The 15,475-nt window shown below is 36.5% G+C and carries 14 protein-coding genes; 2 read left to right on the top strand and 12 right to left on the bottom strand.

Translation table 11 applies throughout. From position 1 onward, the window contains the following. Positions 1–134 precede the first annotated feature (134 nt). A complete protein-coding gene (gene clpB, locus DOS84_RS03115; protein WP_111408662.1) occupies positions 135–2,741 on the bottom strand; it encodes an ATP-dependent chaperone ClpB in 2,607 nt (868 codons plus the stop codon). Between the two features lie 152 nt (positions 2,742–2,893). On the opposite strand from clpB, the gene ytxJ reads away from it, so the two are divergent. Then, a complete protein-coding gene (gene ytxJ / locus DOS84_RS03110) occupies positions 2,894–3,283 on the top strand; it encodes a bacillithiol system redox-active protein YtxJ (protein WP_111408661.1) in 390 nt (129 codons plus the stop codon). 2 nt (positions 3,284–3,285) lie between these two features. Here ytxJ and DOS84_RS03105 read toward each other — a convergent pair whose 3' ends face one another. Further along, positions 3,286–4,086: an AraC family transcriptional regulator gene (locus DOS84_RS03105; protein WP_111408660.1), complete on the bottom strand. Its 801-nt coding sequence runs from the start codon at positions 4,084–4,086 to the stop codon at positions 3,286–3,288. Positions 4,087–4,137: 51 nt separating this feature from the next. Between DOS84_RS03105 and DOS84_RS03100 the strand changes: the two genes are divergently transcribed. Continuing rightward, on the top strand, positions 4,138–4,902 hold the full coding sequence (locus tag DOS84_RS03100) for a class I SAM-dependent methyltransferase (protein WP_111408659.1): 765 nt from the start codon (positions 4,138–4,140) through the stop codon (positions 4,900–4,902). Positions 4,903–4,954: 52 nt separating this feature from the next. Here DOS84_RS03100 and DOS84_RS03095 read toward each other — a convergent pair whose 3' ends face one another. From DOS84_RS03095 to DOS84_RS03045, 10 genes are all read right to left on the bottom strand, one after another. After that, a complete protein-coding gene (locus DOS84_RS03095; protein ID WP_111408658.1) occupies positions 4,955–6,142 on the bottom strand; it encodes a hypothetical protein in 1,188 nt (395 codons plus the stop codon). Further along, complete coding sequence (locus DOS84_RS03090) at positions 6,126–7,124, bottom strand: DUF2157 domain-containing protein (RefSeq protein WP_111408657.1); 999 nt, start codon at positions 7,122–7,124, stop codon at positions 6,126–6,128. Before DOS84_RS03090 ends, DOS84_RS03095 begins: the two co-directional genes overlap by 17 nt. A 204-nt stretch (positions 7,125–7,328) precedes the next feature. Then, entirely contained in the window at positions 7,329–7,907 is a 579-nt protein-coding gene (locus tag DOS84_RS03085) for a hypothetical protein (protein WP_111408656.1), read from the bottom strand. 190 nt (positions 7,908–8,097) lie between these two features. Further along, positions 8,098–9,378 (bottom strand): argininosuccinate lyase, encoded by a 1,281-nt coding sequence (gene argH / locus DOS84_RS03080; protein ID WP_111408655.1) that lies wholly within the window; start codon positions 9,376–9,378, stop codon positions 8,098–8,100. A 155-nt stretch (positions 9,379–9,533) separates the two neighbouring features. Next, positions 9,534–10,604 (bottom strand): M20 family metallo-hydrolase, encoded by a 1,071-nt coding sequence (locus tag DOS84_RS03070; protein WP_111408653.1) that lies wholly within the window; start codon positions 10,602–10,604, stop codon positions 9,534–9,536. A gap of 55 nt (positions 10,605–10,659) precedes the next feature. Then, a complete protein-coding gene (argB, locus tag DOS84_RS03065) occupies positions 10,660–11,436 on the bottom strand; it encodes an acetylglutamate kinase (RefSeq protein ID WP_111408652.1) in 777 nt (258 codons plus the stop codon). A 1-nt stretch (position 11,437) separates the two neighbouring features. After that, positions 11,438–12,391, bottom strand: a complete 954-nt coding sequence (locus tag DOS84_RS03060; RefSeq protein ID WP_111409058.1) for an N-acetylornithine carbamoyltransferase — start codon at positions 12,389–12,391, stop codon at positions 11,438–11,440. Positions 12,392–12,465: 74 nt separating this feature from the next. Further along, entirely contained in the window at positions 12,466–13,236 is a 771-nt protein-coding gene (gene proB / locus DOS84_RS03055; RefSeq protein ID WP_111408651.1) for a glutamate 5-kinase, read from the bottom strand. 63 nt (positions 13,237–13,299) lie between these two features. Further along, positions 13,300–14,103, bottom strand: a complete 804-nt coding sequence (locus tag DOS84_RS03050; RefSeq protein WP_111408650.1) for a GNAT family N-acetyltransferase — start codon at positions 14,101–14,103, stop codon at positions 13,300–13,302. Between the two features lie 66 nt (positions 14,104–14,169). Continuing rightward, positions 14,170–15,366, bottom strand: coding sequence for a glutamate-5-semialdehyde dehydrogenase (locus DOS84_RS03045; protein WP_111408649.1), 1,197 nt, complete (start codon positions 15,364–15,366; stop codon positions 14,170–14,172). Positions 15,367–15,475 lie beyond the last annotated feature (109 nt).

Raw genomic sequence — 15,475 nt, 5'->3', positions numbered from 1 at the left:
CAGCGGGAGTAAAGCTGATGAAAAACCGAATATCTCTGCTCCTAAAAAAAAAAGCACCAATCTTTCGACTAGTGCTTTCTGTTACCTTTGCCAAAGTTCAAAACTTTGGCAAAGGTTTTTACGGATATTTTTATTTATTCGTGTACCAACTCGGTTTGATTCCTAAAAACGAGTTCGTTGTCGAAGGCATCGAGTAGGATGATGCTGTCGGGATGTACTTTTCCGGCGAGAATTTCTTTGGAGAGTTGGTTGAGAACGTCTCTTTGAATTACTCGTTTTACGGGTCTGGCACCAAATTGCGGATCATAACCTTTCTCGGACAGATACGCGATGGCTTCAGGTGTGGCGTCCATCGTGATGCCTTGTTGAGCAAGCATTTTGGTCACATTTTTCAATTGTAATCCCACTATTTGAGCAATGTTAGCACTGGTTAATGGCGTGAACATTACGATTTCGTCGATACGGTTGATGAACTCGGGGCGCACGGTTTGTTTCAATAAGGCGAGTACTTCGATTTTGGCAATCTCGGTGGCGGCTTCAATACTTCCTTTTAGATTATCAAATTTTTCTTGTATGATTTGGCTTCCCATGTTGGAAGTCATAATGATAATGGTGTTTTTGAAATCGGCCAAGCGTCCTTTGTTATCAGTCAAACGGCCTTCGTCAAGCACTTGCAACAAAATGTTGAAGGTGTCGGGATGGGCTTTTTCGATTTCGTCCAACAGAATCACGGAATACGGTTTTCTTCGTACGGCCTCGGTTAATTGTCCACCCTCTTCATAGCCTATATATCCTGGAGGCGCTCCTACCAATCGGCTCACACTGTGTCGTTCTTGGTATTCGCTCATATCGATTCGGGTCATGGCGTTTTCATCGTCAAACAGATATTCGGCAAGGGCTTTGGCAAGCTCGGTTTTCCCCACTCCTGTTGTTCCAAGGAAAAGGAAGGTTCCCACCGGTTTTTTTACGTCCTGTAATCCGGCACGGCTGCGTCTTACGGCATCGCTCACGGCTTGGATGGCTTCTTCCTGACCCACCACGCGATGGTGCAATTCGTTTTCCAGATGCAACAGTTTTTCGCGTTCGCCCTGCAACATTTTCATTACGGGAATTCCGGTCCATTTGGCTACCACTTCGGCAATATCTTCGCGGGTTACTTCTTCTTTGATCAACGAAGTTCCCGATTGGTTTTCTTGTAATTGTTTGGTATAAACTGCTAGCCGTTCTTGGGCTTCTTTGATTTTTCCGTAACGAATTTCGGCTACCTTACCGTAATCCCCGTCACGTTCGGCACGTTCGGCTTCGTATTTGAAATTCTCGATTTCGGTTTTTACATCCTGAATATTATCGGCAACTTCTTTCTCGGATTTCCATTTGGCGTAAATCTCGTTTCGTTCTTCTTTGAGATTGGCCAAATCCATTCCCAATACTTTGAGTTTACTTTCGTCTTTTTCGCGTTTGATGGCTTCGATTTCAATTTCCAGCTGCATTATTTTTCGATCCAAAACGTCCAATTCTTCTGGTTTGGAGTTGATTTCCATACGCAGTTTCGAAGCAGCTTCGTCCATCAAATCGATAGCTTTGTCTGGAAGGAAACGATTGGTGATGTAGCGTTGCGAAAGCGTTACGGCAGCAATGATGGCGTCGTCCTTGATTTGTACTTTATGATGGGTTTCGTATTTTTCCTTGATTCCTCTGAGAATCGAAATCGCACTTTCGGTATCTGGTTCCTCAATCATGATTTTTTGGAAACGGCGTTCAAGGGCTTTGTCTTTTTCGAAATATTTTTGGTATTCGTCCAAAGTCGTAGCACCGATAGCTCTTAATTCTCCACGAGCCAGAGCCGGTTTCAGAATATTGGCGGCATCCATCGCGCCTTCGCCACCGCCTGCGCCCACAAGTGTGTGAATTTCGTCAATAAACAGGACGATATCTCCTTCGGCGGCGATTACTTCTTTAACCACCGATTTCAATCGTTCCTCGAATTCTCCTTTGTATTTTGCACCTGCAATCAGGGCTCCCATATCGAGTGAGAATACAATTTTTTCCTTCAAATTGTCGGGTACGTCGCCATCTACAATTCGGTGCGCGAGACCTTCGGCAATGGCGGTTTTACCTACACCGGGTTCTCCCACAAGCATAGGGTTGTTTTTGGTTCTTCGGGTAAGTATTTGCAACACTCGTCGAATTTCTTCGTCGCGGCCAATTACTGGATCCAGTTTTCCGGTTCGAGCCAATTCGTTTAAGTTTTTGGCATATTTATTCAAAGCATTGTAGGTTTCTTCGGCAGAAGCAGAAGTTACTCTTTCGCCTTTGCGTAATTCTTCGATAGCGGCTTTTAATCCTTTTCCGGTTACGCCTTGGTCTTTTAGGATTTGGGCTGCTTTGCTTTTGGAATCAAAAATGGCCAGAATCAAATGCTCGATGGAAACGTATTCGTCGTTCATTTTTTTGGCAATGATTTCGGCTTCGTTCAGGGTCGTATTGGCACTTCTCGAAAGCTGAATTTCGCCTCCGGATACTTTTGGAAAACTCTGAATGGTACTGTCTAAAATTTGAATAAACAAAGGCACATTGACGTTGAGTTTTTTCAAAATAAACGGAGCCACATTTTCGTCTACTTCAAATATAGCTTTGAAAATGTGTTCGTTCTCGATTTGTTGTTGACCCAAACTCTGAACCAGTTGCTGTGAAAGCTGTATGGCTTCCTGCGATTTAATGGTAAATTTATTAATGTTCATGATTAAAGGTTTTATGTTTTTTTAGATGTTTAATAACTAACTTTGCAATCTAAATATCAAATTATATTCCACTATAAATTTACGGACAATTTGACGTTTTAGCTATGATTTTCATTACTTTATAAAGACAAAAAGACATAAAATACGACAAAATGAGTATATTCAATTCCCTATTTGGTAATTCAGAAGAAAAGAAAGAAATTGTGGGCAAAATCAATTGGATTCCATTAACCAATTTAGATCAACTGAATGAGATTGTTAGCGCATCAAATGAAAAACCGGTAGCGATTTTTAAACACAGCACGCGTTGCAGTATAAGCAGATTTGCGTTGAAACAATTTGAAAATGAATTTGCTTTGGAAGATAGAGTAGATACTTATTTCTTGGATTTATTGGAATACCGAGATATTTCCAATGAAATAGCTTCACGTTTTGGAGTTTATCATCAGTCGCCACAATTATTGCTGATTAAAAATGGTCAATCCGTTTATGATGTCTCACATAGTGATATTGATGCTGGAGATTTGGTGGAGAGGTTGTAGGTTTAATTTTTTTCTTTCAGATAATTGCTGGGTGAAACCCCAAATTCTTTGCGGAATACTTCAATAAATGAACTGGTGCTATTGTACCCTAGTTCTAATGCAATTTGAGCAATAGGAATTCCTTTTTCGAGTCTTTCTATTGCTTCCATCATACGGATTTGCTTTCTCCAATTTACGAAGGTCATTCCAACTTCTTTGATAAATAACCGGGATAAAGTACGGGAAGTTGTGCAGGCTAGCGAAGCAAACTCCTCTATCGTTCTTTTATCACTTGCATTATTGATAAGCTCATCCATTACTTTTTTTAAACGAGGTTCATTTGAAATAGGTAAAAAACATTTGGTTGACTTTATTCCTGCCAATTCATCAAGTGTAACCTGAATGATTCTGCCTTCAGCACTATTCATTTGGTAATCTGTTCCAATGTTTACAATTCTTAAAATTAATTCCCTAAGAAAAGGAGAAACATCCAAAGCAAAGCAAGTGTCTGGTAAATTGCTTAATACCGATGTGTCAATAAATAAATTGCGAACATGATTGTTTTTTAAAAAAGCAACGTGATGTTCATACAGACTTGGTACCCAAATGGCTTGTCTTGAGGTGACTAGCCATACATGATTTTCAACGGTTACCCTCATTGTTCCGCTACAGGAATAAATTAATTGTGCTCTTGGATGTGAGTGTTTATCGGCACATTGAGTTTCAAAAACATCTAAAGCCAAAGCTATAATGGGTAATTCGGGATTTATGATGAAACCCAATTCAATTGGAAACATTGTCTCTTTTTTGATACTTTTTGTCATAATGTCGCAAATTTACACTATTGCTTTTAATTATTTTTGAATAAAAAAAATATGGATAAGCAATTGCATAACGAAAATATTAAAAAACAGTTTTCAAAACAGGCCACATCCTATACGGCTGTTGCGGCACATCGGGATTCATTGGAATTATTGATTGAAATGGCGGATGTGTCAAAAGAAGACATTGTTCTTGATATCGCCTGTGGTTCGGGTATTGTAACATGTGAGTTTGCCAAGTATGCTCATCATGTTACAGGAATTGACATTACAAAAGGAATGCTTGATGAAGCAGAGAAATTACAATTGGCTAATAATCTAACGAACATCAATTGGATATTAGATGATGTAGTGCCGCTGCAATTTTTTGATAATCAATTTTCGATTGTTGTTACCCGTTTCAGTTTTCATCATTTTATAGATTATGAAAAAGTTTTTGATGAAATGATTAGAGTTTGTAAAACCAATGGAACTATTATGGTTGTTGATGCTGTTTTGCCAAATGAAAAAGTAAATAAATATGATCAGATGGAAAAAATTAGAGATTCATCTCATGCAGGAGTTTTGACGGGCGAAAGTTTTGATGCATTATTTCAAGCCTCTCAAATAAAAGAATGCAAAAAGTTCTTTTATGAAATGCCAATAGAATTAGAAACACAGCTGAATGCATCTTATCTTTCGAATATTGAAAAAGAAAAACTTCGATTGATGATTACACAAGATGTTGATAAAAATGATTTGGGTATAAGCGTAAACCGTATTGAAGGCAAGTATTATCTTCATTATCCCATCTGCATTTATGTTGGAAAAAAAGCATAATCAACAACTCCCGAATGTAACCATTCGGGAGTTTTACTGTAGATTTTTTAGATTAAAACTCCTCACTTGAACCACCGCCGCTAAATCCACCACCGCCAAACTCCATTGGAGAATCTTCAACTTTTGTTTCTGGTTTAAGTCCAAATTGTGAAGCGACAACAAGAGTTTGCAGATTGGCAAAAGCATTTGGATTTGCAAATCGGTCTTCTTTGAATGTGATTCCGGTTTCGTTGTATTTTGTTTTTTTTATCGAAAAATAAGTAAAAGCAAATACAGCAAGTCCTCCAATCGTTAAAGCTACTTCTGGCGGTAAAACGTGATGGTACATTCGGATAGTGAAAAAAGTAAAGCAAATCGCCAAAAAACCAATCCAAAGCATTACTCGGTCTTTGTTTTTCAGAGCGAAAAATAGATAAAGGGCGGGAACTGAAATCGTGAAAGCCCAAAAAAGTATAGCAAAAGGAATTTCGGGACTCACATCATTATAATAATAATTTTCGGAAAGGGCAAAATTTAATTCTCTTACCACATAATAATTTCCTGCAAGATAGAATAGAATTAAACAGAAGGCTTTGGCTAGTTTCAGACCGTTAGCGTAATAGGGAGCAGTTAAGTTTTGCAGCTTATTTTTAGAAATAAAATAAGACCCACCAGAAAAAAGCAACATCACAAACGGTAATATGGTTTTTCCGATCGTAAAATACTCGAATGTTGTGTAGGCTAAACTTCCAGTTATCCCAAGACAAGCAAGTAGCGCCAAAGATAGATTGAGATATCGGATATAGGTCACGCTTGAAACAACAGCCATCACTATGATAACAGCCAGATAGTTTGTATTGTAGTTTTGTTCAAAGGTGAGTCCTACTGCAGTCAGTAGTGTTGCAATAGCACCTAAAATAAAAGCATCGTCCAGACCAAAACCAAAATACTTCATTTCTCTCGACATGAACTCCTTGGTACCAAAACCAATTATGGCGAAGACATAGATAAAAAATAAATAGGAGTCAGCCATAATTGCCAATCCAAATAATGATAACATTCCACAAATCGAGGAATACAACAGACAACCCAAAATAAAAAATCCAATTCGGATAAAGATATTATTTTGAGTTTTAAGCTTCGGTAATTGATAGCTTAAAGTTTTGTATTGTTCTGTACTAATAAAGCCTGATTCTTTCAATCGATGGGCTTCTTCGTCTATATAAACGTTGTCTAAAAGTGTCTTATCGTATACTATCATCAGTAGTTTTTTTGTTGAAGTGTTTAATCAATTTTATAAATCCAATTATGGACCCAATAAAGTAAAAAGGTGTTGTGAAAAAGAATAAAGAGAATATATCGTCTGAATGGATTGATTCTAAAATTTTAAAAAATAAAATGTTCATTCCAATATATCCATATAAAACTGTAAAAATAAACAGAGAAATTGAGCGGATTTGGAAACTTAGATTATAAAAATAGTAAGCTGCAATTCCCAAAACTACCCCAAAAGCCAACCAATAATCTTCAAATAAATTGACAATACAGGCAATGCTAACCAAGTGCAGGGAAAAAGTAAGGTAGACTAGATTGAAGTGTTTTTTCAGATTGATTTTGGTAGTATATAAAACCCAAAGTAATAACGTCAATCCAAAGGCCAAGCCAATATAGCTCAAGTAGGTATTATTGATCATCTCGTTATCAAAAACATGTTTTGGGTCAACAGAAAGCCCCAAATAAGCCGCCATACCTGTGATTCCGATCGATAAAACACTTTTGTTGTCAAAATAATAAGCACAAAAAAGACTGATAACCGTTGGTACCAAAGTAGCCAATCCGTAATGAGTTCCGAAAGTTTGGTATTGAAACTGTAAATATCCCACAAATGTACAACTCAATATAACCGCCGTAAGGACCAAATAATCATAAAGAGGATTGGGGAATGGCGCTTCTTCTTTTTTGAAGCCAACATGATTTTTAAAGCAAAAGTAAAAACAAGTCAGCGTCACCACAAGCAACAATCCAAGAACTGCAGTATGTCCGATGCTGTCAATGTTTTGGTAAATCAGAATCCCAATGCCCGAAGTAAACATTAAGATTGAAAGATATAATAAGAATTTCAGTTCATTGTGAACCGAAAACAAATTCAGCCCTCGATACGTCCGGATTGCTTCAAATTGTTCTTCGGTAATATGATTTTTTTCAAAAAGCGTTTCAGTAACTTGTTCTTCAAAATTAGTCATGCTATTTATTTAAGATATTTCTCAAATATATAGAATTTTTGATATTATTTATAAAAGATTAGATGAGTATTTTTTATGATTATATAAGAGTGAATATTTTATTATTTCTTTGAATTTCATTCAGTTTGAATTAAGAAATCATAAAAAAAAACCAATTGATCTAAATTGAAAAATTGGTTTTAAAAATTGAATTAGTAAGCAATTTTATTTTTGTATTTTAATATCTGTTACGATTCTTGGATCATAACCCACTCTGTGAACCGATTTGATGTAGATGGCCCCTTTTTTACCAGCTGCATTTTTGAATAATACAACATTTGGCATTGCGCTATCAGGGAATGAATCATCATCATCATTGTCAATTTTTATTGTTTCAAAGTCAGTTCCTTTTATGATTTTGTTGAATTGATCAATTGTCATTAATTCTTTCGCAGCATTGATGAAAAAAGAAGTAGTTGCATTTGGGATACCATAATCAGCGTCATTTGGACTCAGAAAATAATTTAAGCTTTCATTTTTACTATAAAATGAAATGTCGATTTTTGGCAGCGTAGCTGCATCAATTTTATTTGTTTTAAATGACTTTCCTAATTCTGTCGAAAAGTGTAGCCCAGCATCATATCCTTCTGATCGGTCTAAAGAAAATGTTACGTCCGTAAAAGTTTTTAGTGTGGATGTATCCGTAACAATGGGATCAGTTTTTGTTGATTCATCATTTGAACAACTGTTAAATAAAATACTACTGATAAGTACTAAAAAAGTGTGTTTGTAGGTTAATTTCATGGGGTTAATTATATAATTTTTTTGTGAAAATATATAATATTATGCATGCATACTATTTTTAGTTGTTAAAAAAATAGTATTTTTTATGGTTTTTGTCGAATGTTTGGATAATGTTTTAGGATAGAACAGATTAGAAGGTGGAAATCCATAAAGCATGTTTATGGATTTCTCTAAGCTACTGCATTTTGAATTAATAAGAATCTGTCATTTTATCCTTTATTTCCTCTAAACACAAATTATTGATACTTCCTTCGTGGGTATGTTTGGTTTCCTTAGGAGATTGGTACGTTCCGTTTTCTAGTTGTTCGGCAACGGCTTTATAGGCATCTCTAAAAGGCATTCCGGCAACAACCATTTCGTTTAGGGTATCTACAGTAAACAAATAATTATATTTAGGATCACTTAAGATATTGTCCTTAACCGTAATATCTTTGATGGAGAAAATGGCAATATCCAAACAGGCTTTTAGATTTTGAATCGCAGGAAACAATCCTTCTTTCAAAAGTTGTAAATCTCTGTGATAACCGCTCGGAAGATTGTTTGTGATTAAAGTGATTTCATAAGGTAAGGCTTGAATTTTATTGCATTTACCACGAATTAACTCAAAAACATCTGGGTTTTTCTTGTGAGGCATAATGCTAGAACCTGTTGTAAGATGTGATGGCAAACCAATGAATCCAAAATTCTGACTCATGTATAAGCACACATCCATTGAGAATTTCGATAGAGTAGAAGCCACACTGCTCATGGCAAAAGCCACAGTTTTTTCAGATTTTCCGCGGCTCATTTGTGCCGCAACCGAATTGTATTTTAAGGTTTTGAAACCTAATTCTTGAGTAGTAAATGTTCTATTGATGGGAAATGAACTTCCGTAACCTGCAGCTGAACCAAGAGGATTTTGATCTACAATTTTCAAAGCGGCATTCAGCATTGTGATATCGTCAATCAGACTTTCAGCATAGGCAGAAAACCACATTCCAAAAGAGGAAGGCATCGCAATTTGAAGGTGTGTGTAGCCGGGCAATAATACATTTTGGTATTTCTCTGCCGATTCCATCATTAAATCAAAAAGCGTTTTTACTTGCTCTTTCAACTCTGTGACTACATCTTTCAGATACAAATTTACATCAACCAAAACCTGATCGTTACGGGAACGTGCGGTGTGTATTTTTTTCCCGGCATCGCCAAGTTTTACCGTCAGTAAATATTCGATTTTAGAGTGAACATCTTCAAAACTGTCTTCGATTTCGAAATTGCCTTTTTGGATATCGGCAATGATGCCTTCCAGTGCCAAAACCAGAGAATCGGTTTCAGAATCGGTTAAAAGTCCGATTTGGCCCAACATTTTAGCGTGAGCAATGGAGCCTAAAGCATCATATTTGGCCAAAACCAAATCAAGTTCTCTATCATTTCCTACCGTAAAATGTTCAATTTGCTTGTCGGTTGGTATTCCTTTTTCCCAAAGTTTCATAATTGGATTTTTAGATGTTTGGATTGTTAGATTTTTAGACCTAAACTTTTGTTTTGATATATTTTTAGCCCCGATAGAAGTGGAAATCCTTTTTATTTTTCCTTTAAAAATAAAAAGATTGCAACGGATAGCGGGATTAGCTCCTGAAAATTATTTTAGTTCTTCAAGAAGTCTCCTAGTATTTTGATGTACAATTGGATACCTTCTTCGATTTCGTTTACATATATAAATTCGTCTGCCGAGTGCGACCGCAGGGATTCTCCTGGCCCAAGTTTCAAGGACTGACAACTCAAAACCGATTGGTCTGAAAGGGTAGGCGAGCCGTAGGTTGTTCTTCCCAATGCGATTCCGGCTTGCACCAAACCGTGTGAAACGGGGATAGACGAAGCATTCAAGTGCATCGAACGCGGTGTTATTTGAGCAGTTAGATTCTTGTTGACTGTTTCTAAAATCTCAACATTGCTGTAACAATCATTAACGCGAATATCGACTACTAAATGGCATTCGGCTGGAACTACGTTGTGTTGCTTTCCTGCATTGATTTGGGTTACGGTCATTTTTACGGGTCCTAAAACCTCCGATACTTTCTCAAATTGGTAGCTGTTGAACCATTGGATAACTGGCATTGCATTGTAAATTGGATTGTCAGGGTTATTGTGAGCCGCGTGGCTTGCAGTTCCTTTTACGACAACATCCAACACCAGTAAACCTTTTTCGGCTACAGCCAATTGCATTAATGTAGGTTCACCAACAATGGCGCAATCCAACTCAGGTAAATGTTTTAAAACGCTGTTAAGGCCCTTTTTGCCACTGCTTTCTTCTTCGGCAGAGGCTACCATCACAATATTGTGGGATAGATTTTCTTTGGCATAAAAATAAGTAAAAGTTGCCATTAGCGAAACCAAACAGCCTCCTGCATCATTACTGCCCAATCCGTATAATTTGCCGTCTTTTTCGATGGCTTTGAACGGGTCGTTGGTGTAGCCCTGATTCGGTTTTACGGTATCATGATGGGAATTGAGTAACAGTGTTGGTTTGGATTTGTCAAAATGTTGATTGAAGGCCCAAATGTTATTATTTTCCCGCTCGAAAGGAATGTTGTTTTGGCGAAACCAATTTTCGATTAAAAGCGCGGTTTGTTCTTCTTCACTCGAAAAGGAAGGAGTTTCAATCAGCGTTTTTAATAAAGCGATGGCTTCTTGTGTTAGGGTTTCTATGTTTTTCATATATTTTTCTGAAACCTAACCCATTTTTAAAACCGGTTAGGTTTGTTAGTGTTTTTTATAATTCAATACTGGTGTGTGTAACTTCAGCATTTTGTAACATTCTGTGGTGTCCAATTTTTATTTTTTGAACACCTTTAGACAAACTGTTGAAGCAGTTGTCTAATTTAGGAATCATCCCGGAATGTATTGCTTTTTCTGCTTTCAATTTTGCGTATAATTCGTGGTTAATGTGTTCAATTACTGTACTGTCATCCTCAGCATCATACAAAACTCCCGGTTTTTCGAAGCAATAGATTAACGTAACTTCAAACACTTCGGATAATGCAATGGCCAATTCACTGGCAATTGTATCAGCGTTGGTGTTCAATAGTTGTCCTTGTCCATCGTGTGTGATGGCACAAAAAACGGGTGTTATTGCACTTTTTAGCAATGTTTCCAATAAAGGCGTATTCACTTTTTGCACATCGCCGACAAAACCATAATCAATTGTGGGATGATTTCTTTTTGTTGACAAAATCAAATTACCATCCGCACCCGAAAATCCCATTGCATTGGTATTGTTGGCCTGCAATTGGGCTACAACATTTTTGTTGATTTCACCGGCATAAATCATCACTACCACATTCAGCATTGGGGCATCTGTAATACGGCGTCCATCTATCATTTGAGGAACTAATCCGATACTTTGTGCCATTTTAGTTGCCGATTTTCCGCCACCGTGAACGAGTATTTTATATCCGTCAATTTTGGAAAAATCAGTAAGAAACTGTTTTAATTCTATTGGATTGTCGATGATGTTACCACCAATTTTTATGATTGATAATGGAGTCATTTTATTTGTTTAATTTTTTCAAAATTTTCTGCAAAACCAATTGAGCCGAATACGTTCTGTTATTGGCTTGTTGAATTACAATAGAATTTTCGCTGTCGATTACTTCATCGGTTACAATTACGTTACGTCTTACTGGCAAACAGTGCATAAATTTGGCATTGTTGGTCAGTTTCATTTTATCGATAGTGATAGTCCAATTTGGGTCGGAATTGGTGATTTTACCATATTCGTTATAATTGCTCCAGTTTTTGGCATAGATAAAATCGGCGTTTTCAAAAGCTTTGTTCTGATCGTATTCGATTTTCGAATCTTTGGTGATGTCGGGATTCAATTCATAGCCCTCTGGGTGTGTAATAACAAAATCCATTTCGGTTTGCAATTGCATCATTTCCACAAATGAATTTGGAACTGCCTGAGGTAAAGCTCTCGGGTGCGGGGCCCATGACAAAACCACTTTTGGTCTGTGTTTGGTTTTGTTTTCCTCCATTGTGATTGCATCTGCCAAGGATTGTAACGGATGCCCGGTGGCGCTTTCCATGTTTACAATTGGTACAGTAGCATATTTCACGAAACCGTTTATTACTGTCTCGGCATTGTCTTTTTCTTTGTCCACCAAACCTGCAAAAGCTCTGATAGCAATAATATCGGCATATTGAGAAACTACTTCAGCGGCTTCTTTGATATGTTCCGAGGCGCCTTGGTTCATGACAGTTCCGTCTTCGAATTCAAGAGTCCAACCTTCACTGCCAAAGTTCATAACCATCACGTTCATCCCCAAGTTCACTGCTGCTTTTTGGGTGCTCAGACGGGTTCTTAAACTCGAATTAAAAAATAGCATTACCAAGGTTTTGTTTTTTCCTAGTTTCTTATTTTTAAGCGGATTTTTTTTGATTTTTAGGGCTCCTTTTATCCATTTTTGGAGGGAATCTATTTCTTTTATCGAGGTAAAATTCATGATTTTTTTCTTTAGTTTATTCGTTAATTTGTTTAATCGATTAACCGAATTAATGATTAACCAAATAGACATTTTTACACAATCTTTGTAAAAGCAATTTCATTTTTCAAAGCCTTCAGCATAAAATTATCTTCGAGTCCGTTTACAATCCAGGTTTCGATATTCGCGGATTTGGCAATGGCAGCCGAATCAATTTTGGATTGCATACCGCCTGTGCCGTGAGACGATTTTTTGTCACCAATTTCTTTTTGCAGAAGCGATAAATCGGTTACCAATTCTATCGTTTTCGGCACTTCATCGTTTATTGATGATTTGGTATAAATGCCGTTGGTGTTGGTGGCAATAATGAGAATATCAACGTTTAATAAAACAGCGGTCAATGCTGCCAGTTTATCATTATCACCGAATTTGATTTCGTCTGTAGCCACAGTGTCATTTTCATTGATAATCGGGATATAATTGTTTTTGACCAATACATTGATAGTATTTACAATGTTGACTTTGGACTGTTGCTTTTCAAAATCAGAATAGGACAACAAACATTGTGAAGTGAGCAATCCCAAATCGCTGAAGTTTTCATGGTAAATCCGCATCAAATGTGGCTGACCAATTGATGCCAAAGCTTGTTTTACAAAAACATCTTCGTCTTGATTTTCCAGCTTTACGAATTGTTTGGCTGCAGCAATCGCTCCTGAGCTAACAATAATAAATTCATATTTGTCTTGCAAAGCAGCAATTTGTATACCAATATCTTCAATCTTTCCTCTAGAAATGTGATTGGTTTCTTTGGTTAAGGTGTTACTGCCTAACTTTAGTAGTATTCTCTTTTTACCTGATTTGTTCATTTTTTTGTTTTTAAAGCTAACAATAGCCAGTAATCAAAATTATGTAATCTTTCAAAATTATGGTTAACCTATATTGCCTCCAATTCTATTATATATATTTGAGGGATTCCAATCTCTTTGTTTTCCTAATCTCATCCTTTTTGCGGTCTTAAATTCTTTATAACCATATTTATAAAGAAAATCAATTGCATGAGTGTTATCTTTTGGAAAAGAGGCATTATCATGATCCCGAAATCTCATTTTCATTAGTTGAACACCTGCTTCTTCGGTTTTAGCTAGAATTAAACCTTCTCCAAATGAAGGCAGGTAGAATCCTTCTATTACTGTTTTATTATGATAAACAAAGCCATCTTTAAGGTATCTTTCTAAATGGAACATTCTGTCTTCCCCGCTTGTTAATTTGTCAATCGCAGCAATTGCTGTTTTGTGATCGGTATGAAATGGCACAATATTACCAGAAATTCTCCAAGATTCCTCTGCTTTTATATCTTTAAAAAAGAGATATTCTGTTTCCGTTTCAAAACCAGATTTTGTGTAAACTGGAGCTCCAAGATCAGTTGCAATGAGATAAATAGTATCACAGTTTCTTGCTTTAGAAGCATTCACTAAAGATTGAGTGATTAACTGCCCAATTCCTTCGTTTCTATTTTCTTGATGAACAATAATATGAGCAAGCCAAGCGACATCATTATGAATAATAGTGGTTCCAATTCCAACTATTTTAGTGTTATTGAGAATTTGAATAGAAGAACAAAAATCAGTGTTTGTTGTATAAAACTCGTGAGCAGGCAAAATAGTCCCCCAACCGGAAGGCTGTAACTCATCTAGTAAATTAACATCACTATTATTTAAGGTTTCTATTGTCATTATTTATTGTAAAATATTTTGAGAGTCTCTTAAATCTGCAACCTGCAATCTAAATTCTGCAATCTTTTATCGAATCTGACCATCACCATACACATACCATTTATTGGTTACTAAATGCTGTAATCCAATTGGTCCGCGTTGGTGCAGTTTGTCTGTGCTGATTGCCAATTCTCCGCCGAGGCCAAATTGACCACCATCGGTGAATCGGGTAGAGGCGTTTTGATATACTGCGGCAGAATCTACATTCTCCATGAACTCTTGCGCTACAGCATCATTTTGAGTGATGATGGAAGCTGAATGCCCCCCACAATATTTGTTTATTTTTTCAATCGCTTCTTCATCAGAATTTACGATTCCGATAACAATTTTATAATTCAAAAATTCTTCGTACCAGATTTCCTCGTTTTCAATTGTAGGCACTTGGGTCGCGTTTGCGAAAGCGGTATCACCTAAAATTTCAACATTATATTTTTTTAATTCCGCTACTAATTCAGTAGCAAAAACCTGCCAATTAGGTAATTTAGTGTCAATTAAAACCTTGTCTAAGGCATTGCAAACACCAATATTGGTTGTTTTTCCGTTGATTATAATATCAAGAGCTTTTTTCAAATCGGCTTCTTGATTTACGTAAACAAAGTTATTTCCTCGTCCGCTTACTATAACAGGACAAGTAGCGTGTTTTTTAGTAAATTCAATTAATTGTTCTCCACCGCGAGGTACAATTAAATCGATCTTTTGTGTTGGCTTTTCTAAAAATGCTTGAGTTTCGGCGCGGTTGTAGTTCAGGTATTCTACCCAATTCGTGTCAATTTCATTTTCCTCTAAGGCTTGGTGCCAAAGCGAAACAATTTTCAAATTGGATAACAAAGATTCTTTTCCGCCTTTCAATAAGATTTTATTCCCTGATTTGAATGCAATTCCTCCGGCTTCTACAGTTACATCAGGTCTGGATTCGTAAATAATCATAATTGTTCCGAAAGCAGCTGTTTTGTTGGTAACTTTCATTCCGTTTTCATGAGTAAAATCAAAACGAATTTGTCCCACCGGATCTTCTTGGCTAGCCAATTGCTGCATAGACAAAATCATTCCGTCAATTTTGGCATCATCAACTAATAAACGTTTCTCCATAGCCAAATCCTCTCCAGAATAATTGCCCATATCCTGTTGATTAATTGCCTTAATGTTGGCTCTTTCTTGTTCAAGAAGTACAGACATTCGATTTAGAACTGCGTTTCTTTTTTCTATGGATAATAAATGATTCATTGGTATTTTGGTTAATAAAGCAAAAAATAAAATTTAAAAGATATAAGTCATATAATTTTATTCTAAGCTAGTTGGTTGTTAAAAAAGGAAACCATATAAGTTATATAAG

Origin of the sequence: Flavobacterium aquariorum (assembly GCF_003254745.1) — a bacterium.
In the GTDB taxonomy this organism is placed as follows: domain Bacteria; phylum Bacteroidota; class Bacteroidia; order Flavobacteriales; family Flavobacteriaceae; genus Flavobacterium; species Flavobacterium aquariorum.
This window is presented reverse-complemented; position numbering and strand designations above follow the sequence as displayed.

Excerpts from the sequence above, each read along its gene's own strand:
- argB (WP_111408652.1), bottom strand. The coding sequence starts at position 11,436 with ATGACTCCATTATCAATCATAAAAATTGGTGGTAACATCATCGACAAT.
- DOS84_RS03100 (WP_111408659.1), top strand. The coding sequence starts at position 4,138 with ATGGATAAGCAATTGCATAACGAAAATATTAAAAAACAGTTTTCAAAA.
- DOS84_RS03095 (WP_111408658.1), bottom strand. The coding sequence starts at position 6,142 with ATGATAGTATACGATAAGACACTTTTAGACAACGTTTATATAGACGAA.
- DOS84_RS03090 (WP_111408657.1), bottom strand. The coding sequence starts at position 7,124 with ATGACTAATTTTGAAGAACAAGTTACTGAAACGCTTTTTGAAAAAAAT.
- DOS84_RS03060 (WP_111409058.1), bottom strand. The coding sequence starts at position 12,391 with ATGAATTTTACCTCGATAAAAGAAATAGATTCCCTCCAAAAATGGATA.
- DOS84_RS03070 (WP_111408653.1), bottom strand. The coding sequence starts at position 10,604 with ATGAAAAACATAGAAACCCTAACACAAGAAGCCATCGCTTTATTAAAA.
- argH (WP_111408655.1), bottom strand. The coding sequence starts at position 9,378 with ATGAAACTTTGGGAAAAAGGAATACCAACCGACAAGCAAATTGAACAT.
- DOS84_RS03105 (WP_111408660.1), bottom strand. The coding sequence starts at position 4,086 with ATGACAAAAAGTATCAAAAAAGAGACAATGTTTCCAATTGAATTGGGT.
- clpB (WP_111408662.1), bottom strand. The coding sequence starts at position 2,741 with ATGAACATTAATAAATTTACCATTAAATCGCAGGAAGCCATACAGCTT.
- DOS84_RS03045 (WP_111408649.1), bottom strand. The coding sequence starts at position 15,366 with ATGAATCATTTATTATCCATAGAAAAAAGAAACGCAGTTCTAAATCGA.
- proB (WP_111408651.1), bottom strand. The coding sequence starts at position 13,236 with ATGAACAAATCAGGTAAAAAGAGAATACTACTAAAGTTAGGCAGTAAC.
- DOS84_RS03085 (WP_111408656.1), bottom strand. The coding sequence starts at position 7,907 with ATGAAATTAACCTACAAACACACTTTTTTAGTACTTATCAGTAGTATT.
- ytxJ (WP_111408661.1), top strand. The coding sequence starts at position 2,894 with ATGAGTATATTCAATTCCCTATTTGGTAATTCAGAAGAAAAGAAAGAA.
- DOS84_RS03050 (WP_111408650.1), bottom strand. The coding sequence starts at position 14,103 with ATGACAATAGAAACCTTAAATAATAGTGATGTTAATTTACTAGATGAG.